Genomic DNA, 25,272 nt, shown 5'->3' with positions numbered 1-25,272 from the left:
TTCCCGAAACAGACACCATGACCCCATCCCCGCACGCGAGCGCTTTTGATACCGGTCCCTTGTCCTGGGTGATCGGCGAGATCCGCGGCGCGCTCGAGCGTTCCGGCAGCGCCCTGAACGACGCCGCCACCCGTTCGGCCGAAGCCCAGCCGACCCTGCTGCTGCATGCGAAGACCCACCTGCACCAGGCGCACGGCGCGCTGCAGATGGTGGACGTGGAAGGGGTGGGGCTGCTGACCGCCGCCGCCGAACGCGCACTCGAGGGCTTCAAGGAACGCAGCCTGGCGTGCACGCCGGAGAGCGCAAAAACGGTGCGCGAGGCCTACGGCGCCATCATCGAGTACCTCGACGAATTGGTCGCCGGGCTTGCGCCGCAGCCGCTGCGCCTGTTCCCGTATCACCGCGCGCTGCAGGAACTCCTCGGCGCCGAGCGCGTTCACCCGTCGGACCTGCTGGCCTTCGACACGGACATCACGCTCGACCTGGCGGATGCGCCGGATGCCGCCGCGCCCGACTACGCCGGCTGCCGCGCACGTTTCGAAAAGGCGCTGCTACCTTACCTGAAAAGCCCCGATGCAGCAGCCCAGCGTACCAATGCGCAGGCCCTGTTCGAAGCGATTGCCCCGCTGGCCGATGCGCAGCTCGATGCGCGGGCGCGCTCCGCCTGGGCCGCGCTGCGCAGCGTGGCGCGGCTGGTGGCCGAGGGCGCGCTGCCGGGCGACCTGTACGTCAAACAGCTGTTCGGCCAGGTCAATTTGCAGCTGCGCCGCCTGTCGCAGGGCCAGGCCGAGCTGCCGGAGACGATGCTGCGCGATGCGCTGTTCTTCATCGCCGCCGCGCCGGCTGGAGAGGGCGAAGCCGCCATGCTGCGCCAGGCCTTCCGCCTGCAGGACGCGGTGCCGTCCGACTATGCCGAGCGCCGCTACGGCAAGGTCGACCCGGGCGCCCTGAAGGAAGCCAAGGAAGCGCTGGCGCGCGCGAAATCCGACTGGGACCAGCTGGCGTTGCAGCCCGACGCGGCGCGCGAAGCCGGCTTCCGGCAAGAGTTGGCGACCCTGGCCGGCGCCGGACAGCAGCTGGGCGCACCCGCGCTGGCGCAACTGCTGCAGACGCTTGCGCAGGCCGCCGGCGACGCCGGGAATCGCAGCGAGGGCTTCGCGCTCGAGATGGCGGGCGCCCTGCTGTTCGTTGAACAGGGCCTGGACCACGTGCGCCAGCTGCCGGCCGATTTCGAGGAGCACGCCGGTACGGTGGGCCAGCGCCTGCTGGCCCTGGCCGCCGGCGAAACCCTGCCGGACGCGCCCTCATGGCAGAACGAACTGACGCGCCAGATCCAGCAGGGGCAAACGGTGGCCGCTCTGGCCGGCGAGATCAAGGCCGGCCTGCGCCAGGTCGAAAAGCTGCTCGACGAATACTACGACGCGCCCTTGGCCAAGCGCGGCGCGCTCGAACGCGCGGCGCCGCTGCTGCACCAGGTGCAGGGCGCCCTGAGCATCCTCGACCAGGCCGAGGCGGCGCGCACCGCGCAGCACGTGCGCGAGGCGGTGGCGGCGCTGGCCGAAGGCGACGGCGACGTGCAGGCGCAGGCCGCGACCCTGCACAACATCGCCCGCAACATCGGCGCGCTGGGATTCTTTACCGACATGCTGGCGCAGAACAACGACAGCGCACGCAGCCGCTTCGTTTTCGATGCAGAGAGCGCGCTCCTGCAGGAACTGAGCTACGAGCAGGCGGCCTCCGTGCAGCAGCCGGAGCAGCCGCAGGTGGCGGCGCCGGAGACGCCGGCGGAGCCGGCGCAGGCCATCGACGCCGAGCTGCTGGAGATCTTCGTCCTTGAGGCCGAGGAAGTGCTGGCCACGGTGGTCTCGACGCTGCCGGAGCTGGCGCGCGATCCGTCCGCCCAGGATGCGTTGACGATCGTGCGCCGCGCCTTCCACACGCTCAAGGGCAGCGCGCGGATGGTCGACCTGGAGGCTTTCGCGGCGGGTGCCGCCGCGATCGAACGCACCCTGAACGTGTGGCTGGCCGACGGCCGCGCCGCCACGCCCGACCTGCTGGCCCTGGTCGAACACGCCCATGCGCAGCTGGCGCCGTGGGTGGCCGAGCTGGCGCAAGAGGGCGCATCGCGCCGCCACGGCGATGAACTGGTCGCCGCCGCGGAACGGGTGCAGGCGGGCGGCAGCTTTACGGCCATGCCTGAGCCGTTCGAGGAAACGGGAATCGATTTCGCCGAGCCGGTCATCGAGCAGACACTGCCGGCCGAACCCGAACGCCTTGTGGAACAGGCCCCGGCCGCCAGCAACGTGTTCTCCCTGCCGACCGCCACGCGCCCGCTGCCGCCGCCCGACGACAGCCTGCGCCGCGTCGGCGCGCTCGAGATTCCTCTGGCGCTCTACAACATCTATGTCGCCGAGACCGACGAGCTGCTACGCCTGCTCGAGCGCGATTTCGGCGAGTGGCGCCACGAAGCGGGGCGCCCGGTCAGCGACGAGGCCCTGACTGCGGTGCACACCCTGGGCGGCACCTCGGCCACGGTCGGCTTCACCGCGCTGCGCGACCTCGCTTACAGCTTCGAGGCCGCCCTCGGGATGCTGGCCGCGCCGGCGCCTGCTTTGCGCCCGGAGCAGCACGACGTGCTCGACGCCGTGCTGGCGCGCGTACGCCAGATGCTGGCCGCCTTTGCGCGCGGCGAACTGGCGTCCGCCCAGTCCGACATCGTCGAGCAGCTCGACGCCTTGCGCGCGGCCCTGCTGGCGCAGCAGGCCGCCGCCGCGTATGGCGACGCCGATTCCGGCCTGGCGCAGGAGCTCGACACCCTGTTCGCGCAGGCGTACGACAGCCTGATCGCCGATCCGCCGTTCGTGCCCGATCTGCCGGCCGCGGAAATCGAACAGCCGGCCGCGACCGAATCGGTCGACGAACTGTTCGGCCTGGACTTCGACGACTTGTTCGACGCGCCCTCGCTGGCGCCCGCCGTGCCGGTGGAAGAGCCGGAACCCGAGGACGAGCCGGAGCCTGAAATGGCCCCGGCTCCGCCGGCCATCGAACGCCCCGTGGCCCTGCCTGCCGCGCCGGTCCTGGCCGGCGAGCCCGTGCTGCACGACGAACTCGATCCCGACCTGCTGCCGGTCTTCCTCGAGGAAGCGGCGGACCTGCTGCCGCAGATCGGCAACGGCCTGCGCCAGTGGCAGCAGGACCCGCAGGACACCGCGCCCGCGCAAGGCCTGCTGCGTACCCTGCACACGGTCAAGGGCAGCGCGCGCATGGCCGGCGCGATGCGCATCGGCCAGCACACCCACGAGCTGGAAACCCAGGTCGAGAACATGGTCCATGCGGGCACCACCCAGCCTGCCGCGTTCGACGAGCTGATGGCCAACTACGACCAGGCGCTCGCGCTGTTCGAGCAGCTGGTGCAGCCAGCGCAGGCGGCCGAGGCGGCCGAGTCTGCGCCCGCAGGCGAGGCGCCGGCCGCTGAACCCCTGGTCGCGGCCGAGGCCCGTACCCCGCTGGTGCGCGTGCGCGCCGACATCCTTGACCGCCTGGTGACCCAGGCCGGCGAAGTGTCGATCACACGCTCGAAGCTGGAAAACCAGATGGGCGTGCTCAAGGGCGCGCTGTCCGATTTTTCGGATAACCTGAACCGCCTGCGGCGCCAGCTGCGCGAAGTGGAGATGCAGGCCGAATCGCAGATCGCCTCGCGCATGTCGATCGCCGGCGAGCGCGAATTCGATCCGCTCGAATTCGACCGTTTTACGCGCCTGCAGGAACTCACGCGCATGATGGCCGAGAGCGTCAACGACGTCGCCTCCTTCCACGAATCGCTGTCGCGCACGGTCGACGGCGCCGGCGAGGAACTGGCCGCCCAATCGCGCATGACGCGCGACCTGCAGCGCGACCTGATGCGGGTGCGCATGGTGCCCTTCGGGAGCCTGTCCGAGCGTCTGTTCCGCGTCGCCCGCCAGACCGCCAAGGAAACCGACAAGCGCGTCAACCTCGACATCCGCGGCGGGGCGGTGGAGATCGACCGCAGCGTGCTGGAACAGATGGCCGCGCCTTTCGAGCACCTGCTGCGCAACGCCATCGTGCACGGCATCGAGCCGCGCGACGTACGTGCCGATGCGGGCAAGCCCGAGACCGGAGAGTTGCTGGTGCAGGTCAGCCAGCAGGGCAACGAGGTGGTGCTGCAGTTCGGCGACGACGGCGCCGGCCTCGACCTGGAGCGCATCCGCGCCAAGGCACGCCAGCTGGGCATGCTGGCGGCCGACGCCGAACTGTCCGACCAGGAAGCGGCCGAGCTGATCTTCGCGCCCGGCTTTTCGACCGCCGATACGCTGACCGAACTGGCCGGCCGCGGCGTCGGCATGGACGTGGTGCGCTCCGAAGCGCAGTCGCTGGGCGGCCGCGTGACCATCGCCACCGAGGCCGGCCGTGGCGCGCGCTTCACCATCCGCCTGCCGCTGACGCTGGCCGTGACGCAAGTCGTGCTGGTCGCCAGCGCCGGCAAGACCTATGCGCTGCCTTCGACCCTGGTCGAGCAGGTGGTGCATGTGCGCGAGCCGGAGCTGGTTGCCGCAGCCGACGCTGGCGTGCTCGAGGTGGCGGGACAGGTGCTGCCCTTCCACTACCTGCCGGCCCTGCTGGGCGAGGGCACCTCCTTCGAATCGGGTCTGCGTTCGCGCCCGGTAATGGTGCTGCACAGCGCGGGCGAACGCATCGCGCTGCAGGTCGACGACGTACTGGGCAACCGCGAGGTGGTGATCAAGAACCTCGGCCCCCAACTGGCGCGCGTGCCCGGCATCGCCGGCGCCACCGTGCTGGGGACGGGCGACATCGTCCTGATCCTCAATCCGCTGGCGCTGGGGCGCTATGCCGGCACCGTGACGCCGCCGGCCCTCGCCGCGCAGGAAGCACTGCCGCAGCGGCCGACGGTGATGGTGGTCGACGATTCGCTCACGGTGCGCCGCGTTACTCAGCGCCTGTTGGAGCGCGAAGGCTACCGCGTCGCGCTGGCCAAGGACGGGGTCGACGCGCTGGCGCAGATGCCCGAAGTGCGGCCAGACCTGATGCTGGTCGATATCGAGATGCCGCGCATGGACGGTTTCGACCTCGTGCGCCACGTGCGCGGCGATCCCGGCACCAGCGCGATCCCCATCATCATGATCACCTCGCGCACGGCGGACAAGCACCGCAACGTCGCGCTGGGACTGGGGGTGAATGCGTATTTCGGCAAGCCGTACCAGGAGCCGGTGCTGTTGGGGGCGATCGCGGGCTTGTTGAATCGCGAGATGCCGGAAGCGGAATGAACGGTAGGGTGGACGGCTCTGCCGTCCACGCGTTCAGGCGGCTTCAAATCTTTCGCGGTATTTCAAACACCGGTTGAACGCGTGGACGGGAAACCCGTCCACCCTACGTCGCCTTCACGACCGCAAACCGCAACAACGTCTTCTGCCGCGCCTCTTCGTGGTTCACCACCGGCCGCGGATAATTCCCGCCCAACACCACCCCACATGCCGCCAGCTCCTCTTCCGGCACCAGCCACGGCGCATGGATGTCGCGCGCATCGAGCCCGGCCAGCTGCGGCACGAACTGCCGGATGAATTCCCCCTGGCGGTCGAACTTCTGCGACTGCGTCACCGGATTGAAGATCCTGAACCACGGCTGGGCGTCGCAGCCGGTCGACGCCGCCCACTGCCAGCCGCCCACGTTCGAAGCCAGGTCGTAGTCGACCAGCTGGCGCGCGAAATAACGCTCGCCCCAACGCCAGTCGATACCGAGATCCTTGACGAGGAAGCTGGCCGTCACCATGCGCAGGCGGTTGTGCATGAAGCCCGTCGTGTTGAGCTGCGCCATCGCCGCGTCGACCAGCGGATAGCCGGTGCGGCCCTCGCACCATGCCGCGAACAATTCCCGGGCGGTCTCTCCCGTCTCCCACTGCACCGCATCGAAGGCCGGCTTGAAGGCGCGGGTGGCGATGTGCGGGTGCTGGAACAGGATCATGGCGTAGAACTCGCGCCAGATCAGTTCAGACAGCCACACCGCGGCACCCTCTCCGCCGGCGCCAAGCGCCATCATCTGCTGCAGGGTGCGCACCAGGTGGCGTACCGAGGTGGTGCCGAAGCGCAGGTGGATCGACAGTTGCGAGGTGGCGGCGAGGACCGGGAAGTCGCGCGCGCTGCCGTACTCGGCCAGGCGCGGCAGGAAGGCTTCGAACAAACGGGTGGCGCCGGACATGCCGGGCGGGGCGGGCAGGGGACCGTCGTCGAAGCCGAGTTCGGAAAGCGCTGGCAGCGGATTTTCCGGCGCCGGCGCCAGCGCGGCCGCATGGGGCTCGATCATCCACGGCGCCACCGCTTCCGGCTGCGCGGCGAGGCGCTTGAGCCAGGCATTCTTGTAGGGCGTGAAGACGCTGTACAGGCCCCCGGCCAGCGTCAGCACTTCGTTTTTCTCGAAGACGACGTTGTCCTTGAAACCCAGCAGCAGGCGGCCGTCCAGCGCCAGCGCGGCGGCCACTTGCGCGTCGCGCTCGAGCGCGTCCGGTTCGTAGTCGCCGTTGACGTAGACGGCGCGCACCCCGAGCTCGGCCGCCAGCTGCGGTATCGCGTCGCGCGCTGCGCCGTGGCGCACGAGCAGGCCGCCGCCCAGCCGGCGCAGCTCCGCGTCCAGCTCGGCCAGGCAGGCGTGGATGAAGCGCACCCGGCGGTCATCGCGCGGCAGGGTGGACAGGATGTCGGTATCGAAGACGAAGACGCAGTGCACCGCACCGCCGTCGCCGGTCGCGTCGCGCAGGGCGTGGTGCAGGGCGGCATGGTCGAATGCGCGCAGGTCGCGCCTGAACCAGACTAAAGAGTTGCTTGAATTGCTTGTTGGAATCATTGTGTGTTCAGTCAACACGGCGGCCCATTTTACTGGCTACGATCCCCAGGTGTCTGGTCTGAACCGCGCGCGCAACGGCACTCCGATGGCCCGTTGCGCGTTTCAGTGTAAACTAACGAAAAGCCTAATGTTGTAGTCTGGATACTAGTGGTTAAACAGCGGGCCTTGAGAACTTGTCGCCATCGCAATCCGGAGCGGCAGGCCGATCAGGACCCCAGAGAGCGAGCCAACAGAGAGTCAGCGTATGAAGAAGAGCAAAATCGGCAAAACTCTGCCCATGGCCGGCCTGCCGCAGCAAGGTGAAACGCTCGGCAACATCGGTCCGGCGCCATCCGGGTTGAATTTAGCCAATCATTTCCTCATCGCTATGCCTACGATGGACGATCCGATCTTCGGCGGCGCGGTGGTCTACGTTTGCGAGCACAACGAGAAGGGCGTGCTCGGGGTCGTCATCAACAAGCCGACCGACATGACGATGGAGGTGCTGTTCGACCGCATCGACCTGAAGGTGGCCGACGGCCTGCGCTCTACCGTCGTGGACGAGCCCATCATGTTCGGCGGCCCGGTCCAGGACGACCGCGGCTTCGTGCTGCACAGCCCCAGCGGTCGCTACTCGTCCTCGCTGAACGTCACCGACGAAGTGGCGTTTACCACGTCGATCGACGTATTGGAAGCCGTTGCCAGCGGCGCGGGTCCTGCGCGCATGCTGGTCTCGATCGGCTACGCCGGCTGGAGCCCCGGCCAGCTGGAAGAGGAACTGTCGCGCAACGGCTGGCTCACCGTGGGCGCCGACGCCCATGTGCTGTTCGACCTGCCGATCGAGGAGCGCTACAACGCCGCCATCAAACTGCTGGGCATCGACCCGATGATGCTCGCCACCGAGGCCGGCCATGCGTGACAATGGTTGAGATCGTTTTTGGATTTGACTTCGGCATCAAGCGTATCGGCATCGCGATGGGCAATACGCTCACCGCGCAGGCGCAGCCACTGACCGTCATCAAGGCCGTCGACAACGCTACCCGTTTCAACACCATCGGCGAGCTGATCGAACAATGGCGCCCCACGCGCCTGATCGTCGGCGAGCCGCGTCATCCCGACGGCGCAGAGCACGACATGACCCTGCGTGCGCGCCGCTTTGCCAACCAGCTCCACGGCCGCTTCAACCTGCCGGTCGAACTGGTCGACGAACGCTATTCGTCGGCCGTCATCGCTTCGCGGCGCGGCGAGATCATCGACGCCAAGGCCGCCGCCATCATTTTGCAACAGTACTTTGACGACCATGCCAACAACTAATCACGACTTCGATGCCGAGGCGCTGTACCGCGTCCTGCTCGAACAGGTGCGCGCCGGCCTCGCCGATGCGCCCGATGCCGCCATCGTCGGCATCCATTCGGGCGGCGCCTGGCTGGCCGAGCGCCTCGCCGGCGACCTCGACCTCAAGGACCGCCTCGGCTTCATCGACGTCTCGTTCTACCGCGACGACTACGCGAAAAAAGGCCTGCACCCGGACGTGAAGCCGACCCATATCGGCTTCAACGTCGACGGCGCGACCATCCTGCTGGTCGACGACGTGCTCTACACGGGACGCACCACGCGCGCGGCCATCAACGTGCTGTTCGACTACGGCCGCCCGGCCTGCATCAAGCTGGCGGCCCTGGCCGACCGCGGCGGGCGCGAGCTGCCGGTGGCGCCGGACTTCGTCGGCGTGCGCACCACGCTGGAGGCCCGCCAGCTGCTGTCGCTGGCGCGCGGCGAATCCGGACAACTCACGCTCACGATCGAAGAAGACAATGCCGATTCTGAAAAATAACCCGCAACTGAACAAGAACGGCGAGCTGCAGCACCTGCTCACCATCGAAGGCCTGCCCAAGGCCATCATCCACCACATCCTCGACACCGCATCGAGCTTCGCCGGCATCTCCGACCGCGAAGTCAAGAAGGTGCCGCTGATGCGCGGTAAAAGCGTGTTCAACCTGTTCTTCGAGAACAGCACCCGCACCCGCACCACCTTCGAGATCGCGGCGAAGCGCCTGTCGGCCGACGTCATCAACCTGAACATCCAGGCGTCGTCGACCACCAAGGGCGAGTCGCTGCTCGACACCATCGACAACCTGGCGGCCATGCACGCCGACATGTTCGTGGTGCGCCACGCGCAGTCGGGCGCGCCCTACCTGATCGCCAAGCACCTCAACGAGAGCGGCCAGAACGACATCCACGTGGTCAACGCCGGCGACGGACGCCACGCGCACCCGACCCAGGGCCTGCTCGATATGTACACGATCCGCCACTTCAAACAGGACTTCACGAACCTGCGCGTGGCCATCGTCGGCGACATCCTGCACAGCCGCGTAGCGCGCTCGGACATCCATGCGCTGACCACCCTCGGCGTGCCGGAAGTGCGCGCGATCGGCCCGCAGACGCTGCTCCCGAGCGGCCTCGAACACATGGGCGTGCGCGTGTTCAACAACATGGACGAAGGCCTGAAGGACGTCGACGTCATCATCATGCTGCGCCTGCAGAACGAGCGCATGTCGGGCGCGCTGCTGCCGTCGGCCCAGGAGTACTTCAAGAGCTACGGCCTGACGCCCGAGCGCCTGGCGCTGGCGAAACCGGACGCGATCGTGATGCACCCGGGACCGATGAACCGCGGCGTCGAGATCGACTCTGCGGTCGCGGACGGCAAGCAGGCGGTGATCCTGCCGCAGGTGACTTTCGGCATTGCAGTGCGCATGGCGGTGATGAGTATTTTGGCGGGAGGCCGGGTTTGAACTTCGCACGAATGAAACTACATATCAAGAACGGGCGCCTGGTCGACCCGGCAAACGGCGTCGACGCGGTCACGGACCTGTTCATCGACGACGGCAAGGTGGCGGCGATCGGCACGGCTCCTGAGGGCTTCACGGCCGAGCAGACGATCGACGCAACGGGCCTGGTGGTCGCACCGGGCCTGGTCGACCTCTCGGCGCGCCTGCGCGAGCCGGGCTACGAATACAAGGCGACGCTGGAATCGGAAATGCAGGCGGCCGTGCGCGGCGGCGTGACCACGCTGGTCTGCCCACCCGACACCGACCCGGTGCTGGACGAGCCCGGCCTGGTCGAGATGCTCAAGCACCGCGCGCGCAACCTGAACCTGGCCAACGTGCACCCGCTGGGCGCGCTGACGATGGGCCTGAAGGGGCAGGCGCTGACCGAGATGGCCGAGCTGACCGAAGCCGGCTGCATCGGCTTCGCCCAGGCCGAGGTGCCGATCCTGGACACCAACGTCCTGCTGCGCGCCCTGCAGTACGCGAAAACCTTCGGCTATACGGTCTGGCTGCGTCCGCAGGATCCGCACATCGGCCGCGGCGGCGTGGCCCACAGCGGGCCGCTGGCTTCGCGCCTGGGCCTGTCCGGCGTGCCGGTGATGGCCGAAACGATCGCCCTGCACACGATCTTCGAGCTGGTGCGTTCGACCGGCGCCAGGGTCCACCTGTGCCGCCTGTCGTCCGCCGCCGGCCTCGAGCTGGTGCGCGCGGCGAAGAAGGAAGGCTTGCCCGTCACCTGCGACGTCGGCGTGCACCACCTGCACATGACCGACGCCGACATCGGCTTCTTCGATTCGAACGCGCGCCTGACGCCGCCGCTGCGGAGCAGCCGCGACCGCGACGCGATCACCGCCGCCCTGCTCGACGGCACGATCGACGCGGTCTGCTCGGACCACACCCCGGTCGACGACGACGAAAAGCTGCTGCCCTTCGCCGAAGCCTCGCCGGGCGCGACCGGCCTCGAGCTGCTGCTGTCGCTGATGCTGAAATGGGCGGAAGGACAGCATGTGAACGACGCACTGCCGCGCGCGCTGGCCAAGATCACGGCCGACGCGGCGCGCACCGCCGGGCTGCCTGCGGGCCAGCTGGGAGAGGGTGCCGCCGCCGACCTGGTGCTGTTCGACCCTGCGAAGCGCTGGCTCGTCAACGGCGCGGCGCTGGCCAGCCAGGGCAAGCACTCGCCTTTCCTCGGCTACGAGCTGACCGGGCAGGTGCAGGCGACCATCGTGGGCGGCCGCATCGCCTGGCAGCGCCCGCAGCAGTAAATGTGAAGTAAGATCGGCAAGATGGGCCGCACATGCGGCGCATCCTTGCCGATCGCTGTCATTTTCCCCATGACCCGTCTTCGCCTCGCCTGGCGCCTTGCGCGCGTGACCGTCCACCTGCTTGCGGGACTGGCGACCTGCGCGCTCGTGTTCCCGTGGGCGCGGCGCGGCCTGCGCGACGCCGCCACCCGGCGCTGGTCGCGCCGCCTGCTCGCCATCTGCAACGTGCAGGTGGAAAGCGCGCCCGGCGCGCCGCCGCTGGAGCACGCGCTGTTCGTCGCCAACCACATCTCGTGGCTCGACATCTTCGTCATCAATTCGCTCTATCCCTGCCGCTTCGTCGCCAAGGCCGAAATCCGCGCCTGGCCGGTGCTCGGCTGGCTGGCCGCCGCCGCCGGCACCGTGTTCATCGCGCGCGGCAACCGGCGCGAGCTGCGCCACATCTTCAAGGGGATCGTCACGGTGCTGCAGCAGGGCGAACGGGTAGCCTTCTTCCCGGAAGGGACCGTCGCCAGCCAGGGCCAGGTGCTGCCCTTCCACGCGAACCTGTTCGAGGCCGCGATCGACGCCCGCGTCGCGGTCCAGCCCTGCGCGCTGGCCTACCTCGACGCCCAGGGCGCCTGGCACGCGAGCGTCGATTATGCCGGCGACATCAGCTTCCTTGAGAGCATCGTCAAGATCCTGAACGGCCCGCCAGTACGCGCGCGCCTGGCCTGCCTGGCGCCGATCGAAGGGGAGGGCGCGCACCGGCGCGAGCTGGCGCAGGCGGCCCACGACGCGATCCAGGCAGCGCTGGCGCCGGCGAGGCCGTCGGCCGTGGCGGCGTCCGCCCGGTAAACCGGCTTCCGTAGGGTCGGTTAGGCCTTGCCGCTGTGCGGGCGGTATTCCGGACAATCGACCTGCAGCAGCTTGCGGTCGTCCAGGCAGACGGCGGTCAGTTTGCCGCCCCAGACGCAGCCGCTGTCCAGGCCGATCAGGTTCGGGCGCAGGATCAGGCCCAGTGCCGACCAGTGGCCGAACACCACCGTGACGTCCAGCGTGCGCCGTCCGGGCAGGTCGAACCAGGGCAGCAGTCCCGATCCGATCGGGCCGCTTTCGCTTTCCTTGTGCGCAAAATCCATCGTGCCGTCGGGCAGGCACAGGCGCATGCGGGTGAGCGCGTTGACGATGCAGCGCAGGCGCGGGATGCCTTCCAGGCTGTCGTCCCAGCGGTCGGGCTCGTTGCCGTACATCCGGGCCAGGAAATCGATCCAGCCGTCGCCGCGCAGCACCGTTTCGACTTCGCACGCCAGTTCCATCGTCTGCGCCGCATCCCACTGCGGCGGCACGCCGGCGTGCACGCACAGGTGGGCGTCGACGAACATCGCCAGCGGCCGCTGGCGCAGCCAGGCGATCAGCTCGTCGCGGTCGGGCGCGCCGAGGATGTCGTCGAGGGTGTCGGATTTGCTGGCGCGCTGGGCGCCGACGGCCACGGCCAGCAGGTGCAGGTCGTGGTTGCCCAGCAGGGCCTCGACGCGTCCGCCGCTGGTCTCCGACAGCGCCTTCATGCGGCGCAGCGCCATCAGCGACTCCGGTCCGCGGTTGATCAGGTCGCCGACGAACAGGATGCGCGCATCGCCGCTGGCATCCTCGGCGATCTTCTCGAGCAGGGCCTCGGCCTCGTGGGCGCAACCCTGCAGGTCGCCTATGACATAAGTTTTCATCGTTTCTTTTTCATGGCCGCGGCAGCCATTCGCCGCAGTAATTGTTTTACTGGTCCAGGACAGTACGAGTGTACGGCGAGACGAGGCAACGCCGCCATGGAGCTTTGTCAGGCACTCTAAATGATTTTGGCGGTGGACGGTGTCAACTGGAACAGGTGCCGCAGCGCCGAATGACTGCACGCAAAGGCCAATGCTTTGCCGATGCCGGTCGCAAGCGGCACGCCGGCGATCCGCCATTCCTGTTTTCGCAGCGGCCGCCATTATCCCGGCGGCATCCCGGTTTACCGCATCCGGCGCGGCGATTCCCGCTGTTTTTATCCGTGCCGGTACGCGCGGGCTGCCGGCAATTCGATTCGAACGATTGCGAGATACGGCGGCGTTTCCCCTGCCTTGAAAGGTATGCCGTGCGCCGGGGGAGGGCATTAAGCGGGCTTATCTTTAAACCGGAGATGTGGGAGCGGGGAATCGGCATTGCGTGGGCGGGCGCCATGTCGAATGTATCGCCGCCGCTTGCCATTCGAATGCCGCGCTCCGGGCTATGGCTTTGAAATGCCTCGGCTTGAGGAGGCTGCTTTCGGCATCGCATATATCGGGCGGCGCAGTCGCGGAATGGATGCGATAGCGGATTGGGACAATGCCCGTTCCAACGACCGCATGGGCCTGCCGAAATACATGTGGCGGACAAGCGTGTGGGGAAGGTGCCGAAAAGGCCTTGCGTCCATGGTAAAAGCCGTAATTCAAACCACTCATAGGCATTTTCTCCCAAGCATGTCGACGACACCCGATTTTGCGCAATTGCGTGGTTTTGGCACACGATAAACTGGCGTGCCCCGGGATGAGGACGCCTATGCGGTTAGAATAGAATCGCGTTGTGGGCACGAACGATACGCCACGCCGTCGCTGACGCGATGCACCGCCGGCGAGCGCCTTGCGCTGTGACTTGAACGGTGAAACCCGCAGGACATTCATGTTCTCCTTCCTCGTCAGCTTCGCCTGTTCAGCCCTGCTGACCCTGCTTGTCATCAAGCAGGCGAAACTCTACGAGCCTGCCCTCGACAGCGATTTTCGCGGCGTACAACGCGCCCACGCCCACCTGGTGGCGCGCATCGGCGGGCTGCCGATCTACCTGTCTGTCGTGCTGACCTCGGCCGTGTCGATCTGGCGCGAGCCGGCGCTGATGCAGCTGCTGGCCCTGTTGCTGGTGTGCGCCTTCGTCGCCTTCATCGGCGGCCTGTTCGAAGACTATACGGGCGCCGTACGGCCTTCGCGCAGGCTGCTGCTGACGATGGCGGGGGCCATGCTCGCCTACCTGCTGCTGGACGCGAAAATCGGCCGCATCGACCTGCCGTTCGGCCTCGTGCTGCAGACCTGGAGCTGGCTGGCGCTGCCCTTGACGGTATTGGCGGTCGCCGGGATCGCCAATGCGGTCAATATCATCGACGGCTTCAATGGACTGGCCAGCATGGTGACGATTTGCATGCTGCTCTCGCTCGCTTATGTGGCGTTGCAGGTGGACGACATGTTCGTGCTCATTACCGCCCTGACCGTCGCCGGCGCGACCGCCGGTTTCCTGGTCTGGAATTATCCGGTCGGCCTGATTTTCCTCGGCGATGGCGGCGCTTACTTTATCGGATTCATGCTCGGGGAACTGGCGATGTTGCTGGTAATGCGCAATCCCGAAGTGTCGACCTGGTATGCGGCACTGTTGTTGATTTACCCCGCATTCGAAACAATCTTTTCGGCTTACCGTCGTATGTTTGTACGGGGGAAATCGCCGGCCGTACCCGACGGTATTCACTTGCACAGCCTTATTTTCAGGCGTATCGTCAGGTGGACTGTCGGTACAAAAGAGGCGCGTGCCCTGCTGAAGCGAAATGCGCGGACCTCGCCCTATTTGTGGTTATTTTCGCTGATGGCGGTCATCCCTGCGACATTGTTCTGGCAAAATACGATTGTCTTGATAGTATTCTGTTTGTTGTTTGTAATCAGTTACGTCTGGCTCTATGCGCGTATCGTTCGATTCAAGTCTCCAAGATGGCTCATTTTGCGCAAGAAGGACTGGCAATAAATTGCCAATGTAGTATATTGCGACATTTGGTGAGAATTCACCTGAATTGGATTAACCCAACACTCGAGGAACGATGATGGATCTGTCAAATATGTCGGTTGGCGATTTGCGCAACCTGCAGGAGCAAATCAAGCAGGAAATGAAACAGCGTGAGCACCAGGAAGTGCAGCAAGCGCGCGAGCAGATCCTGGCAATCGCCCAGAAAGTGGGTGTCCCGCTGAAAGACCTGATCAATACGCCGGCACGTGGCGCGAAGACCGGTACGGTCGCCGTGCGTTATCGCCATCCGGACAATTCGTCGCAGCAGTGGACGGGCCGTGGCCGTCAGCCGAAGTGGGTCAAGGAGTGGGTTGAAGGCGGCAAGTCCCTCGACAAACTCCGCGTTTAATGATGAGGGCTCGATAAACCTACTGCGCGTCGTAGACTCGGCCTGCGATGCTCGTCGTACCTGAGTACGACTGCGCTTCTCGGCCAAGTCTACTTCCGCTCGCTACGGTTTCTCGAACCCTCGATACGCTAACGATGTTCCGTTTTTGACGTCAAAACCGTTACTGGCGTTCGCCGGTACGCACTCCAGCCGGCCACCGTTTCCCCAGTGGCCGCGCTAGCCGCTACAATACTCCCTGTTTTGTCATCCCACTAATAATGCGGCGTCCTCGCTGTCCTGTTCCTGCAGGCTGGCGGTTTTGCGCGCCTGACTCTTCAAGGTAGAACATGGTTGCTCTCTCAAAAACAATTTTCAAGGCTTATGACATTCGCGGCGTGATCGGCAGCACGCTGGACGCGGGCGTGGCGCGCAGCATTGGCCAGGCCTTTGGGCGTGCCGCGCTGGCGAAGGGAGAGCGCACGGTCGTGATCGGCCGCGACGGCCGCCTGTCGGGTCCGGAGCTTGCCGCGAGCCTGGCCGAAGGCCTGCAGGCCGCCGGCATCAACGTCATCGACCTGGGCATGGTCGCCACGCCGATGGTGTACTTCGCCACCAACGTCCTCGAAGGCACGCGCTCGGGCATCATGGTCACAGGCAGCCACAATCCGCCGGACTACAACGGCTTCAAGATGGTGCTGGCCGGCGAGGCGATCTATGGCGAGGCCATCACCGGCCTGTACGAGAGCATCCTCGCGCACGACAACAGCGACGCGGCCGAACCGGGCGCGTATTCGACCCACGACATCCGCGCCGCCTACATCGAGCGCATCGTTGGCGACGTCAAGGTGGCGCGCCCGATCAAGATCGCGGTCGACTGCGGCAACGGCGTGGCCGGCGCCTTCGCGGGCGAGCTGTACCGCGGCATGGGCTGCGAGGTCGTCGAGCTGTTCTGCGAAGTGGACGGCCACTTCCCAAACCACCACCCGGACCCGGCGCACCCGGAAAACCTGCAGGACCTGATCCGCGCGCTGCAGACCACCGACGCCGAACTCGGCCTGGCCTTCGACGGCGACGGCGACCGCCTCGGCATCGTCACCAAGGATGGCCACATCATTTATCCGGACCGCCAGATGATGCTGTTCGCGGCCGACGTCCTGTCGCGCAACCCGGGCGCCGAAATCCTGTACGACGTGAAGTGCACGCGCCACCTGGCGCCGTATATCGAACAGCATGGCGGCCGCCCGCTGATGTACAAGACCGGCCACTCGCTGGTGAAGGCCAAGCTGCGCGAAACCGGCGCCCCGCTGGGCGGCGAAATGAGCGGCCACATCTTCTTCAAGGACCGCTGGTACGGCTTCGACGACGGCCTGTATTCGGGCGCGCGCATCCTCGAGCTGCTGACCCGCTTCGACGATCCGTCGAGCGTCCTGAACGCGCTGCCGATGGCGATCAGCACCCCGGAACTGCACCTGCACCTGAACGAAGGCGAGAACTTCGCCCTGATCGACAAGCTGCGCACGGATGCCGTGTTCCCGACCTCCGAAAAGATCAACGACATCGACGGCCTGCGTGTCGAGTACCCGGACGGCTTCGGCCTGGCGCGCTCGTCGAACACGACGCCGGTGGTGGTGCTGCGTTTCGAAGGCGAGAGCCCGGAAGCACTGGCGCGCATCCAGGACGAATTCCGCAGCGTGATCCTGGCCGCCAAGGCGGACGCCAAGCTGCCGTTTTGAAGCCGATCTTTAAAGCGAGATTGATGTGAAGATCCTGCTGGTGCGCGTGTCGTCGCTGGGCGACGTGCTGCACAACCTGCCGATGGTGGCCGATATCCTGCGCCACCATCCCGGCGCGACGATCGACTGGGTGGTGGAAGAGGGCTATGTCAGCCTCGTGCGCCTGAACCCGCATGTGCGCAGGATCATCCCCTTCGCCTTGCGGCGCTGGCGCAAGGGACTCCGCAAGGCGGAAACGCGCGCCGAGATCAAGGCCTTCTGGCGCACCCTGCGCGAGGAAGAATACGACCTCGTGTTCGACACCCAAGGCTTGCTCAAGACCGGGATCGTGATGGGCGCCGCGCGCGTGCGAAAGGGCGGGCGCAAGGTGGGCCTGGCCAACGGCAGCGAGGGTTCGGGGTACGAAGGCGCCTCGCGCTTCTTCCACACCGACAGCATCCCGCTCGACCCGCGCACCCATGCGGTGGCGCGCGGGCGCATGGTGGCCGGCGCCGCGCTCGGCTACGCGGTCGACACGCCGCCGGACTTCGGCCTGCCTGCACCCCATGCATCCAAGCGGCCGGACTGGCTGCCGCGCGAGGACTACGCCGTCTTCTTCCACGGGACCGCGCGCGATGCCAAGAAGTGGGCGCCGGCGAACTGGATCGCCACCGCGCAGGCACTGGCGCCGATGCCGGTGCTGCTGCCCTGGGGTTCGGAGAAGGAGCGGCTCGAGGCCGAAGCCCTGGCCGCCGGCATGCCGAACGCGCGCGTGCTGAACAAGCTGTCGGTGATGGACGCGGTGACGCTGGCGCAGCAGGCCGCGCTCGCGGTCGGCGTCGACACCGGCCTGACCCACATCGCCGCCGCCTTCTACCGGCCGACCGTGGAGATCTACGCCGATTCGCCGAAGTGGAAGACCGAGGGCAACTGGTCGCCGCGCATCGTCAACCTCGGCGACAAGGGCGCGCCGCCGTCCGCCGGCGAGGTCATCGACGCTGCCCACGGCCTGCTTGGGACCCGATGAACCGCACCCTGTATTCGATCCTCTGGTGGCTGGCGATCCCGCTCGTGCTGCTGCGCCTGTGGTGGCGCGGGCGCAAGGAGCCGGGCTACCGCAGCGCGATCGGCGAGCGCCTCGGCGTCTATCCGCAGCTGCCGGCCCGCCCGACCTTCATGGTGCATGCCGTCTCGGTCGGCGAGACGCGCGCCGCGCAGCCGCTGGTCGAGGCGCTGCTGGCCGCCTGGCCCGACAGCCGCGTCCTGCTCACCCACATGACGCCGACCGGGCGCGCCACCGGGCGCGCGCTGTTCGCCCACCATGGCGAGCGCGTCGTGCAGTCCTTCCTGCCCTACGACACCGGCTTCATGGTGGGGCGCTTCCTGCGCCATTTCGCGCCGCGCATCTGCATCCTGATGGAGACCGAGGTGTGGCCGAACCTGATCGCCGGCTGCGCCGCGCACCGGGTGCCGGTGGCCCTGGTCAACGCCCGCCTGTCGGAACGCTCGCTGCGCCGCGGGCAGCGCTTCGGCACATTGATGTCGGAAGCGGCGCGTGCGATCACTGTGGTGGCGGCCCAGACCGAAGACGACGCCGCGCGCATCCGCTCGCTCGGCGCGCCGAAAGTGCTGGTCACGGGCAGCATCAAGTTCGACGTGGTGCCGCCCCAGAGCGCCCTGGAACTCGGGGCCTGGCTGCGTGCCCGCATGGGCGTCCGCCCGGTGCTGCTGTGCGCCAGCACGCGCGAGGGCGAGGAGGCGCTGATCCTCGACGCCTGGACGCGCATGACGGACCGGCCGCGCGACATGCTGCTGGTGCTGGTGCCGCGCCACCCGCAGCGCTTCGACGAGGTGGCGCAGATGGTGGGGGCGCGCGGCCTGACGCTGGCGCGCCGTTCGCAACTCGCGCACGCCCAGGTAAGCGCCGACGTGCTCTTAGGCGATTCGATGGGCGAGATGTTCGCCTACTACGCGGCCTGCGATTGCGCCTTCATCGGCGGCAGCCTGATGCCGCTGGGCGGGCAGAACCTGATCGAAGCCTGCGCGGTGGGCAAGCCCGTGCTGGTCGGCGAACACACGTTCAACTTCCTGGATGCGACCGACGAGGCGGTGGCCGCCGGCGGCGCCGTGCGCGTGGCCGATGCCGACGCCCTGCTGGCGCAGGCGGCGCGCCTCCTGAACGATGCCGGTGCGCGCGGCGAGATGGGGGCACGGGCTGCGGCGTTCGCGCAGCGCCATCGGGGCGCCACCCTGCGCACTGTTGAACTCTTGCAACGGGAAATGGCCTAGGGTTTGATACCATTGCTTTTTGAGCACGGTAGAAGAAGGGGGCGCGTATGTCGTCGTTAAATTATCCGGGGCCGGCCAAGGGCAAGCCCATGGCCACGATGGCGCACCAGGGAACGGATGGTGCAGACGATAATTTCTACGGCGCCGGCAGCCACTCCGCGCCGCTGGCCCCCACGGGTTCCTCCGGCCTGGCCCTGGCCGACTTGCATTTCTTCGTGCGCTATTCTCTGTCCGAGTACATCGACTTCATGTGGCAGCACGGCGGCTACCTGATCCGGCGCCGCCATATCCGCTGGCCCGCCAGCCTCTACCTGCGCCTGAAAAGCACCCTGAGCGCGGCCTTCCGTTTCATGATGCTCGGCCGTGGCCGCCGCACCTACGAATTTACCATCGACCGCCACGGCATCGTACGCACCAGTGGCGGCGTGACCCTGATCGGCTGGGCCGACGTCACCGCCGTGCGCACCTATTCGCGCGGCTTCATGATGGTGCTGAAGCGCGGCACGCTGCCGATTCCGTTCCGCTGCCTGAACGAGGCGCAGCAGGGCGCGATGCGCATGCTGGCGCAGGCGCGCAGGGATAATGTGTTGAGGTAGTTTCAGACGTTGGCTGAACGCGTGGACGGCGAAGCCGTCCACCCTACAGCTGCAGAGGACGTAGGGTGGGCGGGTTCAACCAGCGCGAGCGCAGCCGGCCAATCGGCAGCACTCACTCCGCAAACAACACCGGCATCTCGTGCGACCGCCGCCGCAATTCGAGGCGCGCGCCGTCGTAATCCGCGAACACCGAACCGACCACCGCCCAGAAGCGCGGGCTGTGGTTCATCTCGCGCAGGTGCGCCAGTTCGTGCACGACGACGTAGTCGATCAGCGGCAGCGCATAATGCACCAGGCGCCAGTTCAGGCGGATGTTCCCGGCGACCGTGCACGAACCCCAGCGCGTGCCGGCCGAGGACAGCGTCAGCGAGCGGTAATGCACGTCCAGGCGCGGCGCATACAGGTCGAGGCGTTCGACGAACAGGCGCTTCGCTTCGGCCTGGAGCCAGAGCTTGACCCGTTCCTTCAGCTGCGCTTCCGACAGCCCCGGCACCACCCCCACCTTCAGCTCGCGCGTTTCAGGATCGAACACGCAGTGGCTGCGCGCGGCCTGCTGCAGGCGCAGGATGATCTCGCCGCCCAGGTAGGGCAGGCGGGCGCCGTCCTCCCAGCGCATCGGCGCGCGCTCGGCGCGCTTGGCGCGGCGTTCTCCGCGTTCGTGCAGCTTGGTCAGGATCCAGCGCTGCTTGGCGCGGATCGCGTTGTCGATGTCGGGCAGGTTCGCGCGGCGCGGCGCCGTCACGTGCAGGCCGTCGTCGTCGATCATGAAGCCGATCGAGCGGCGCGACGAGCGTTTCAGCTCGTAGTCGACCGCGTACTGGCCCAGCACGATGCGCCGCAGGGGCGGATCGTCGGGAGTGCGCGGCGGCGAGGGCAGCGTGATGCGGGGCGGGGTGGGCGGCGCCTTGAACAGCGGCTGCGGCGGTGGCGGCAGCGGCTTTGCGGGCGGCGTCGGGGAGGGCGCGCTCAGGACCCGGTCGAACGGGTCCGGCGTGTTCATATCGTGCTTGAACAGGTCCAGCTGGTGGTCCAACTGAGACCCGTCGGTCTTGGGGGAAGTCATGGCGTGCGGAGGTGGAGGTGCTTTGATCTGCGCGCCGACTTCGTTCAGCCACCGGTGTAGACGTGGGGCGAAATGACGCGCATTTCTGATTCTATCCAATTTTCGACCTCTTGCATCAGACTCTCGGGAGTGTGGTGTTGCGGCGATATCGGTTTGCCAATCGAGACGGTCACGAGACCGGGACGCTTGATAAACGAATTCTTGGGCCAGCATTCGCCCGAATTATGCGCGATCGGCACGACGACGGCTTGGGTTTCGACAGCCAGCCTGGCGCCGCCGCTTTTGTATTTCCCTTTTTGTCCCACCGGGATGCGCGTCCCTTCCGGGAACATGATGATCCACTGGCCGTCCGCCAGCCGGCGCTTGCCGTGCCTGACCACGTGCGCGAATGCGTTCTTGCCCTCGCTGCGGTCGATCGGGATCATGCGCAGCAGCGCCATGCCCCAGCCGAAGAAGGGGATGTAGAGGATTTCCTTCTTGAAGACGTACACCAGCGGCCGCAGCAAATTCGGCAGCAGGAAGATGGTCTCCCAGGCCGACTGGTGCTTGGCCAGCACGATCGCCGGCGCGTCCGGCAGGTTCTCGTAGCCCTTGAACTGGTAGCGGATGCCGCAAATGACTTTCGCACACCAGATGATGAAGACGTTCCAGCGCGAGGTCACCCAGAAGCGCTTGTTGTACGGGAGTGGCGCGGCCAGGAAGCAGACGCAGGCCCAGACCACGGTGGCCACCACCATCACGATGGCAAAAAGAAGGGAGCGCAGGAAGGGGACGACGTTACGCAAAAAAGACTCTCTTTCGGGCTTCAGTTGGCTTCAGTTGGCTTCAATTGGACTGGGGCTGGGGGGCAAGCTGGCCTCGCGGCGCCGCTTTCAGCAGCGAGGTCACCATCGCGGCCAGGTCGGGGAAGACCTGGGTGCCGGGAGGCAGGCCCCCGGTCTCGTGGGTTTTTTCGCCCTTGCCGGTCAGGACCAGGTAGGGCAGGCAGCCGCTGATGAAGCCGGCCTGCAGGTCGCGCAGCGAGTCGCCGACCGTCGGCACGCCCTTCAGGCTGACCTTGAAGCGCTTGCTGATCTCTTCGAACATGCCGGCCTTCGGCTTCCTGCAGTCGCAGTTGTCGATCGCCGCATGCGGGCAGAAGAAGACCGCGTCGATGTCGGCGCCGACCTGCTGCGCCAGGCCGTGCATCTTCTGGTGGATCGCGTTCAGGGTCGGCATGTCGAACAGTTCGCGCGCGATGCCCGACTGGTTCGAGGCGATGATGACGCGGTAGCCCGCCTGGTTCAGGCGCGCGATCGCTTCGAGCGAACCGGGAATCGGGATCCACTCGGCCGGGCTCTTGATGAAGTCCGGCGAGTCATGGTTGATGACCCCGTCGCGGTCGAGGATGATCAGCTTCATGGTGAACCTCGACCCTTACGCCGCCAGCTTGGAGATGTCGGCAACGCGGTTCATCATCCCGTGCAGCGAGGACAGCAGGGCGAGGCGGTTGTTGCGCAGCGCCTCGTCCTCGGCCATCACCATCACGTCGTTGAAGAAGGCGTCGACTTCGTCCTTCATCAAGGCCAGCGTTTTCAGGGCGCCGGTGAAGTCGCCGTTCGCAAAGGCGCCATCGACGTCGGACGCGAGGGCCTTCATCTTCGCGGCGAGGTTGGCCTCGGCCGCCTCTACCAGCAGGTCGGCCTTGATGGCCAGGTCCTGCGGCATGGCCGCCTCGTTCTTTTTGAGGATGTTCGTGATGCGCTTGTTGGCCGCAGCCAGCGAGGCACTTTCCGGCAGGGCGGCAAAGGCCTGCACCGCTTCCAGGCGCTGTACGACGTCGTCGACGCGGTCCGGGTTCTGGGCCAGCACGGCCTCCACTTCGTTCGGCGTGAAGCCGCGCTCGCGCAGCATGCCGCGCAGGCGGTCGAGCATGAAGGCGGACACCTCCGCGCGTGGATCCTTGAAGGCGGCCTGGCCCTCGAAGACCTTGGCGGCATCTTCCAGCAGCTCCGAGATCGACAGCGGCAGGCGTTTTTCCACCAGCATGCGCATCACGCCCAGGGCGTGGCGGCGCAGCGCGAACGGGTCCTTCTCGCCGGTCGGCTGCAGGCCGATGGCCCAGATGCCGACCAGGGTTTCCAGCTTGTCGGCCAGCGCGACGGCCAAGCCCGTGTTCGTCGACGGCAGCTTGTCGCCGGCGAAGCGCGGCTGATAGTGCTCCGAAGCGGCCAGGGCGACCTCGTCGGCCTCGCCATCATGCCGCGCGTAGTACGTCCCCATGATGCCTTGCAGCTCGGGGAACTCGCCCACCATGTCGGTCAGCAGGTCGGCCTTCGCCAGGCGCGCGCCGCGTTCGGCCAGCGCCACGTCGAAACCGAGGCGCTTGGCGATCGCGCCGCTGAGCGCCGTGACGCGCTCCGTGCGCTCGGCCTGGGTGCCCAGCTTGTTGTGGTAGACGACGTTCGAGAGCTGCGGCAGGCGCGACTCCAGCGTTTTCTTCTTGTCCTGCTCGAAGAAGAACTTGGCGTCCGACAGGCGCGGGCGCACCACGCGCTCGTTGCCGCCGACGATGTGCTGCGGGTCGTCGGTCGCGATGTTCGAGACGATCAGGAAGCGCGAACGCAGCTTGCCTTCGCTATCGGTCAGCGCGAAGTACTTCTGGTTCGTCTGCATGGTGAGGATCAGGCATTCCTGCGGTACGTCCAGGAAGGCTTCCTCGAAATGGCATTCGTAGACCACCGGCCACTCGACCAGGGCCGCCACTTCGTCCAGCAGCGATTCCGGCATCAGGACCTGGTCGGCGCCGGCCTTTTCCAGCAGCTGGGCGCGGATGCTTTCCTTGCGCGCTTCGGCGCCGGCAATCACCTTGCCCTCGTTCTCGAGGATGGCCGCGTACTGGTCGGCGTGGGTGATCGCGATCGTGCCGCCGTGCGACAGGAAGCGGTGGCCCATGGTCTGGCGGCCGGCGTCCAGGCCCAGCAGGGTCAGCGGCAGCACCTGTTCGCCGAACAGGGCAAGCAGCAGGTGCACCGGACGCACGAAGCCGACCGTGGCGCCGTCCGGGCGCTGGTAGCTCATGACCTTCGGAATTGGCAGCTTGGCGACGGTCTCCGTCAGCACCTGCTGCAGGCCGCCCGCGAGCGCGCTGCCGGCGGCGGTATAGGTGTAGAAGAAGCTCTCGGCCTTGCCGTCCTGGGCGCGTTCCAGGTCGGAGATTTTGAGGTCGGGGAAGCCCAGCGCGGCCAGCTTCTTGGCGAGCGGCGCGCTCGGGTTGCCCTCTTTATCCAGGGCGACGGCGACCGGCAGTACCTTTTCGCGGATCGACTTGTCGGGCGAAGTCGCGCGCACGTTGGTGATCGAGACGGCCAGGCGGCGCGGAGTGGCGTAAGGGGTGACGACGCTGTCGGCTTCGAGGTAGTCGCGCGCCTTCAGGCCGTTCGCGATGCCGGCGGCAAAGGCCGCGCCCAGTTTGACGAGCGCCTTCGGCGGCAGTTCTTCAGTCTGCAGTTCGACGAGTAAAGTGTGATTCATGGTGTTGTTCTTGTCTGTTCCGAGGGCGTTCAGGCGGCTTGCTGGGCGGCGCCCGGCAGCATCGGGAAGCCGAGCTTCTCGCGCGAGTCGTAATAGGCCTGGGCCACCAGGCGCGACAGGGTGCGCACGCGGCCGATGTAGGCGGCGCGTTCGGTCACCGAAATGGCGCCGCGCGCGTCGAGCATGTTGAAGCTGTGCGAGGCCTTCATGATCTGCTCGTAGGCCGGCAGGGTCAGCTCCAGTTCGATCAGGCGCTTGGCTTCCGATTCGTGGTTTGCGAAAGCGGCGAACAGCAGCTCGGTATTGGCGTGCTCGAAGTTATAGGTCGACTGCTCGACTTCGTTCTGGTGGAAGACGTCGCCATACGAGAGGGTCTTCTTGACGCCGTTTTCTTCCCACTCGGTCCAGACCAGGTCGTAGACGTTTTCCACGCCCTGCAGGTACATCGCCAGGCGCTCGATGCCGTAGGTGATTTCGCCCAGCACCGGCTTGCAGTCGAGACCGCCAACCTGCTGGAAGTAGGTGAATTGCGTCACTTCCATGCCGTTCAGCCAGACTTCCCAGCCCAGGCCCCAGGCGCCCAGGGTCGGGCTTTCCCAGTCGTCCTCGACGAAACGGACGTCGTTCTTCTTCAGGTCCAGTCCCAGCGCTTCGAGCGAGCCGAGGTAGAGGTCGAGGATGTTTTCCGGGGCCGGCTTGAGCACCACCTGGTACTGGTAGTAGTGCTGCAGGCGGTTCGGGTTTTCGCCGTAGCGGCCATCCTTGGGGCGGCGCGAGGGCTGCACATAGGCCGCGCGCCATGGTTCCGGACCGATCGCGCGCAGGAAGGTGCCGGTGTGGAAAGTGCCGGCGCCGACTTCCATGTCGTAGGGCTGGAGCAGGGCGCAACCTTGCTTGTCCCAGTAGGTCTGCAAGGTCAGGATGATTTGTTGGAATGTGAGCATCGTCGATCAGGCGCGCGCCTCGGAGCGCGCGCATTATAGGTTTGCAGGTTTGCTAATAGGGACAATTCTAGCGGG

General features: G+C 66.7%; 20 protein-coding genes and 1 pseudogene. 14 read left to right on the top strand and 7 right to left on the bottom strand.

Features of this window, described 5'->3' with window-relative positions:
- The first annotated feature begins 17 nt into the window (after positions 1 to 17).
- Positions 18 to 5,303, top strand: a complete 5,286-nt coding sequence (locus tag ACWCIA_RS10495) for an Hpt domain-containing protein (protein ID WP_454163034.1) — start codon at positions 18 to 20, stop codon at positions 5,301 to 5,303.
- Between the two features lie 103 nt (positions 5,304 to 5,406).
- On the opposite strand, the gene ACWCIA_RS10490 is transcribed toward ACWCIA_RS10495, so the two are convergent.
- Positions 5,407 to 6,873 (bottom strand): cryptochrome/photolyase family protein, encoded by a 1,467-nt coding sequence (locus ACWCIA_RS10490; RefSeq protein ID WP_454163032.1) that lies wholly within the window; start codon positions 6,871 to 6,873, stop codon positions 5,407 to 5,409.
- A gap of 277 nt (positions 6,874 to 7,150) precedes the next feature.
- Here ACWCIA_RS10490 and ACWCIA_RS10485 point away from each other — a divergent pair, with 277 nt between their 5' ends.
- The 6 genes and pseudogenes from ACWCIA_RS10485 to ACWCIA_RS10460 all read left to right on the top strand — a co-directional run bounded on the left by ACWCIA_RS10485 (position 7,151) and on the right by ACWCIA_RS10460 (position 11,779).
- Positions 7,151 to 7,771, top strand: coding sequence for a YqgE/AlgH family protein (locus ACWCIA_RS10485; RefSeq protein WP_454163285.1), 621 nt, complete (start codon positions 7,151 to 7,153; stop codon positions 7,769 to 7,771).
- 2 nt (positions 7,772 to 7,773) lie between these two features.
- The gene (gene ruvX, locus ACWCIA_RS10480) at positions 7,774 to 8,166 is read left to right on the top strand and encodes a Holliday junction resolvase RuvX (protein ID WP_454163030.1); all 393 of its coding nucleotides are present in this window, start codon (positions 7,774 to 7,776) and stop codon (positions 8,164 to 8,166) included.
- Positions 8,153 to 8,683: a bifunctional pyr operon transcriptional regulator/uracil phosphoribosyltransferase PyrR gene (gene pyrR, locus ACWCIA_RS10475; protein WP_454163028.1), complete on the top strand. Its 531-nt coding sequence runs from the start codon at positions 8,153 to 8,155 to the stop codon at positions 8,681 to 8,683. The genes ruvX and pyrR overlap by 14 nt, the downstream gene beginning before the upstream one ends.
- Positions 8,673 to 9,641, top strand: a pseudogene (locus tag ACWCIA_RS10470) (aspartate carbamoyltransferase catalytic subunit); the annotation flags it as partial. The gene pyrR and the pseudogene ACWCIA_RS10470, both read left to right, overlap by 11 nt.
- 11 nt (positions 9,642 to 9,652) lie before the next feature.
- Positions 9,653 to 10,942, top strand: a complete 1,290-nt coding sequence (locus ACWCIA_RS10465; RefSeq protein ID WP_454163026.1) for a dihydroorotase — start codon at positions 9,653 to 9,655, stop codon at positions 10,940 to 10,942.
- A gap of 69 nt (positions 10,943 to 11,011) precedes the next feature.
- Positions 11,012 to 11,779 (top strand): lysophospholipid acyltransferase family protein, encoded by a 768-nt coding sequence (locus ACWCIA_RS10460; RefSeq protein WP_454163024.1) that lies wholly within the window; start codon positions 11,012 to 11,014, stop codon positions 11,777 to 11,779.
- Positions 11,780 to 11,799: 20 nt separating this feature from the next.
- On the opposite strand, the gene ACWCIA_RS10455 is transcribed toward ACWCIA_RS10460, so the two are convergent.
- Positions 11,800 to 12,645, bottom strand: a complete 846-nt coding sequence (locus tag ACWCIA_RS10455) for a symmetrical bis(5'-nucleosyl)-tetraphosphatase (protein ID WP_454163022.1) — start codon at positions 12,643 to 12,645, stop codon at positions 11,800 to 11,802.
- A 170-nt stretch (positions 12,646 to 12,815) separates the two neighbouring features.
- Here ACWCIA_RS10455 and ACWCIA_RS10450 point away from each other — a divergent pair, with 170 nt between their 5' ends.
- From ACWCIA_RS10450 to ACWCIA_RS10420, 7 genes are all read left to right on the top strand, one after another.
- Positions 12,816 to 13,193, top strand: a complete 378-nt coding sequence (locus tag ACWCIA_RS10450) for a hypothetical protein (RefSeq protein ID WP_454163020.1) — start codon at positions 12,816 to 12,818, stop codon at positions 13,191 to 13,193.
- A gap of 419 nt (positions 13,194 to 13,612) precedes the next feature.
- Entirely contained in the window at positions 13,613 to 14,713 is a 1,101-nt protein-coding gene (locus ACWCIA_RS10445) for an MraY family glycosyltransferase (RefSeq protein WP_454163018.1), read from the top strand.
- Between the two features lie 76 nt (positions 14,714 to 14,789).
- Positions 14,790 to 15,101: an H-NS histone family protein gene (locus tag ACWCIA_RS10440; protein ID WP_454163283.1), complete on the top strand. Its 312-nt coding sequence runs from the start codon at positions 14,790 to 14,792 to the stop codon at positions 15,099 to 15,101.
- A 326-nt stretch (positions 15,102 to 15,427) separates the two neighbouring features.
- The gene (locus ACWCIA_RS10435; RefSeq protein ID WP_454163016.1) at positions 15,428 to 16,813 is read left to right on the top strand and encodes a phosphomannomutase/phosphoglucomutase; all 1,386 of its coding nucleotides are present in this window, start codon (positions 15,428 to 15,430) and stop codon (positions 16,811 to 16,813) included.
- 25 nt (positions 16,814 to 16,838) lie between these two features.
- Complete coding sequence (gene waaC / locus ACWCIA_RS10430; RefSeq protein ID WP_454163014.1) at positions 16,839 to 17,819, top strand: lipopolysaccharide heptosyltransferase I; 981 nt, start codon at positions 16,839 to 16,841, stop codon at positions 17,817 to 17,819.
- On the top strand, positions 17,816 to 19,081 hold the full coding sequence (gene waaA, locus ACWCIA_RS10425; RefSeq protein ID WP_454163012.1) for a lipid IV(A) 3-deoxy-D-manno-octulosonic acid transferase: 1,266 nt from the start codon (positions 17,816 to 17,818) through the stop codon (positions 19,079 to 19,081). Before waaC ends, waaA begins: the two co-directional genes overlap by 4 nt.
- Positions 19,082 to 19,128: 47 nt before the next feature.
- Positions 19,129 to 19,677, top strand: coding sequence for a YcxB family protein (locus ACWCIA_RS10420; RefSeq protein ID WP_454163010.1), 549 nt, complete (start codon positions 19,129 to 19,131; stop codon positions 19,675 to 19,677).
- A 112-nt stretch (positions 19,678 to 19,789) separates the two neighbouring features.
- Here ACWCIA_RS10420 and ACWCIA_RS10415 read toward each other — a convergent pair whose 3' ends face one another.
- Genes ACWCIA_RS10415 through glyQ form a run of 5 tightly spaced genes read right to left on the bottom strand, consistent with a single transcriptional unit; the run spans position 19,790 to position 25,197 of the window.
- Positions 19,790 to 20,740 (bottom strand): M48 family metallopeptidase, encoded by a 951-nt coding sequence (locus ACWCIA_RS10415; RefSeq protein ID WP_454163008.1) that lies wholly within the window; start codon positions 20,738 to 20,740, stop codon positions 19,790 to 19,792.
- Positions 20,741 to 20,784: 44 nt separating this feature from the next.
- On the bottom strand, positions 20,785 to 21,525 hold the full coding sequence (locus tag ACWCIA_RS10410) for a lysophospholipid acyltransferase family protein (protein WP_454163006.1): 741 nt from the start codon (positions 21,523 to 21,525) through the stop codon (positions 20,785 to 20,787).
- Positions 21,526 to 21,565: 40 nt separating this feature from the next.
- On the bottom strand, positions 21,566 to 22,141 hold the full coding sequence (gene gmhB / locus ACWCIA_RS10405; protein ID WP_454163004.1) for a D-glycero-beta-D-manno-heptose 1,7-bisphosphate 7-phosphatase: 576 nt from the start codon (positions 22,139 to 22,141) through the stop codon (positions 21,566 to 21,568).
- 15 nt (positions 22,142 to 22,156) lie between these two features.
- On the bottom strand, positions 22,157 to 24,253 hold the full coding sequence (glyS, locus tag ACWCIA_RS10400; RefSeq protein ID WP_454163002.1) for a glycine--tRNA ligase subunit beta: 2,097 nt from the start codon (positions 24,251 to 24,253) through the stop codon (positions 22,157 to 22,159).
- A gap of 29 nt (positions 24,254 to 24,282) precedes the next feature.
- On the bottom strand, positions 24,283 to 25,197 hold the full coding sequence (glyQ, locus tag ACWCIA_RS10395) for a glycine--tRNA ligase subunit alpha (RefSeq protein WP_454163000.1): 915 nt from the start codon (positions 25,195 to 25,197) through the stop codon (positions 24,283 to 24,285).
- Positions 25,198 to 25,272: the final 75 nt, after the last annotated feature.

The sequence above is a fragment of the Massilia sp. SYSU DXS3249 genome, from assembly GCF_053668055.1.
The sequence above is the reverse complement of the archived record's forward strand: the minus strand, read 5'-3'. Positions and strand labels throughout refer to the sequence as shown.

Bases quoted from the DNA above. Each gene is read 5' to 3' on its own strand.
- ACWCIA_RS10495 (WP_454163034.1), top strand. From the start codon at position 18: ATGACCCCATCCCCGCACGCGAGCGCTTTTGATACCGGTCCCTTGTCC.
- ACWCIA_RS10490 (WP_454163032.1), bottom strand. From the start codon at position 6,873: ATGATTCCAACAAGCAATTCAAGCAACTCTTTAGTCTGGTTCAGGCGC.
- ACWCIA_RS10485 (WP_454163285.1), top strand. From the start codon at position 7,151: ATGGCCGGCCTGCCGCAGCAAGGTGAAACGCTCGGCAACATCGGTCCG.
- ruvX (WP_454163030.1), top strand. From the start codon at position 7,774: ATGGTTGAGATCGTTTTTGGATTTGACTTCGGCATCAAGCGTATCGGC.
- pyrR (WP_454163028.1), top strand. From the start codon at position 8,153: ATGCCAACAACTAATCACGACTTCGATGCCGAGGCGCTGTACCGCGTC.
- ACWCIA_RS10465 (WP_454163026.1), top strand. From the start codon at position 9,653: ATGAAACTACATATCAAGAACGGGCGCCTGGTCGACCCGGCAAACGGC.
- ACWCIA_RS10460 (WP_454163024.1), top strand. From the start codon at position 11,012: ATGACCCGTCTTCGCCTCGCCTGGCGCCTTGCGCGCGTGACCGTCCAC.
- ACWCIA_RS10455 (WP_454163022.1), bottom strand. From the start codon at position 12,645: ATGAAAACTTATGTCATAGGCGACCTGCAGGGTTGCGCCCACGAGGCC.
- ACWCIA_RS10450 (WP_454163020.1), top strand. From the start codon at position 12,816: ATGACTGCACGCAAAGGCCAATGCTTTGCCGATGCCGGTCGCAAGCGG.
- ACWCIA_RS10445 (WP_454163018.1), top strand. From the start codon at position 13,613: ATGTTCTCCTTCCTCGTCAGCTTCGCCTGTTCAGCCCTGCTGACCCTG.
- ACWCIA_RS10440 (WP_454163283.1), top strand. From the start codon at position 14,790: ATGGATCTGTCAAATATGTCGGTTGGCGATTTGCGCAACCTGCAGGAG.
- ACWCIA_RS10435 (WP_454163016.1), top strand. From the start codon at position 15,428: ATGGTTGCTCTCTCAAAAACAATTTTCAAGGCTTATGACATTCGCGGC.
- waaA (WP_454163012.1), top strand. From the start codon at position 17,816: ATGAACCGCACCCTGTATTCGATCCTCTGGTGGCTGGCGATCCCGCTC.
- ACWCIA_RS10420 (WP_454163010.1), top strand. From the start codon at position 19,129: ATGTCGTCGTTAAATTATCCGGGGCCGGCCAAGGGCAAGCCCATGGCC.
- ACWCIA_RS10415 (WP_454163008.1), bottom strand. From the start codon at position 20,740: ATGACTTCCCCCAAGACCGACGGGTCTCAGTTGGACCACCAGCTGGAC.
- gmhB (WP_454163004.1), bottom strand. From the start codon at position 22,141: ATGAAGCTGATCATCCTCGACCGCGACGGGGTCATCAACCATGACTCG.
- glyS (WP_454163002.1), bottom strand. From the start codon at position 24,253: ATGAATCACACTTTACTCGTCGAACTGCAGACTGAAGAACTGCCGCCG.
- glyQ (WP_454163000.1), bottom strand. From the start codon at position 25,197: ATGCTCACATTCCAACAAATCATCCTGACCTTGCAGACCTACTGGGAC.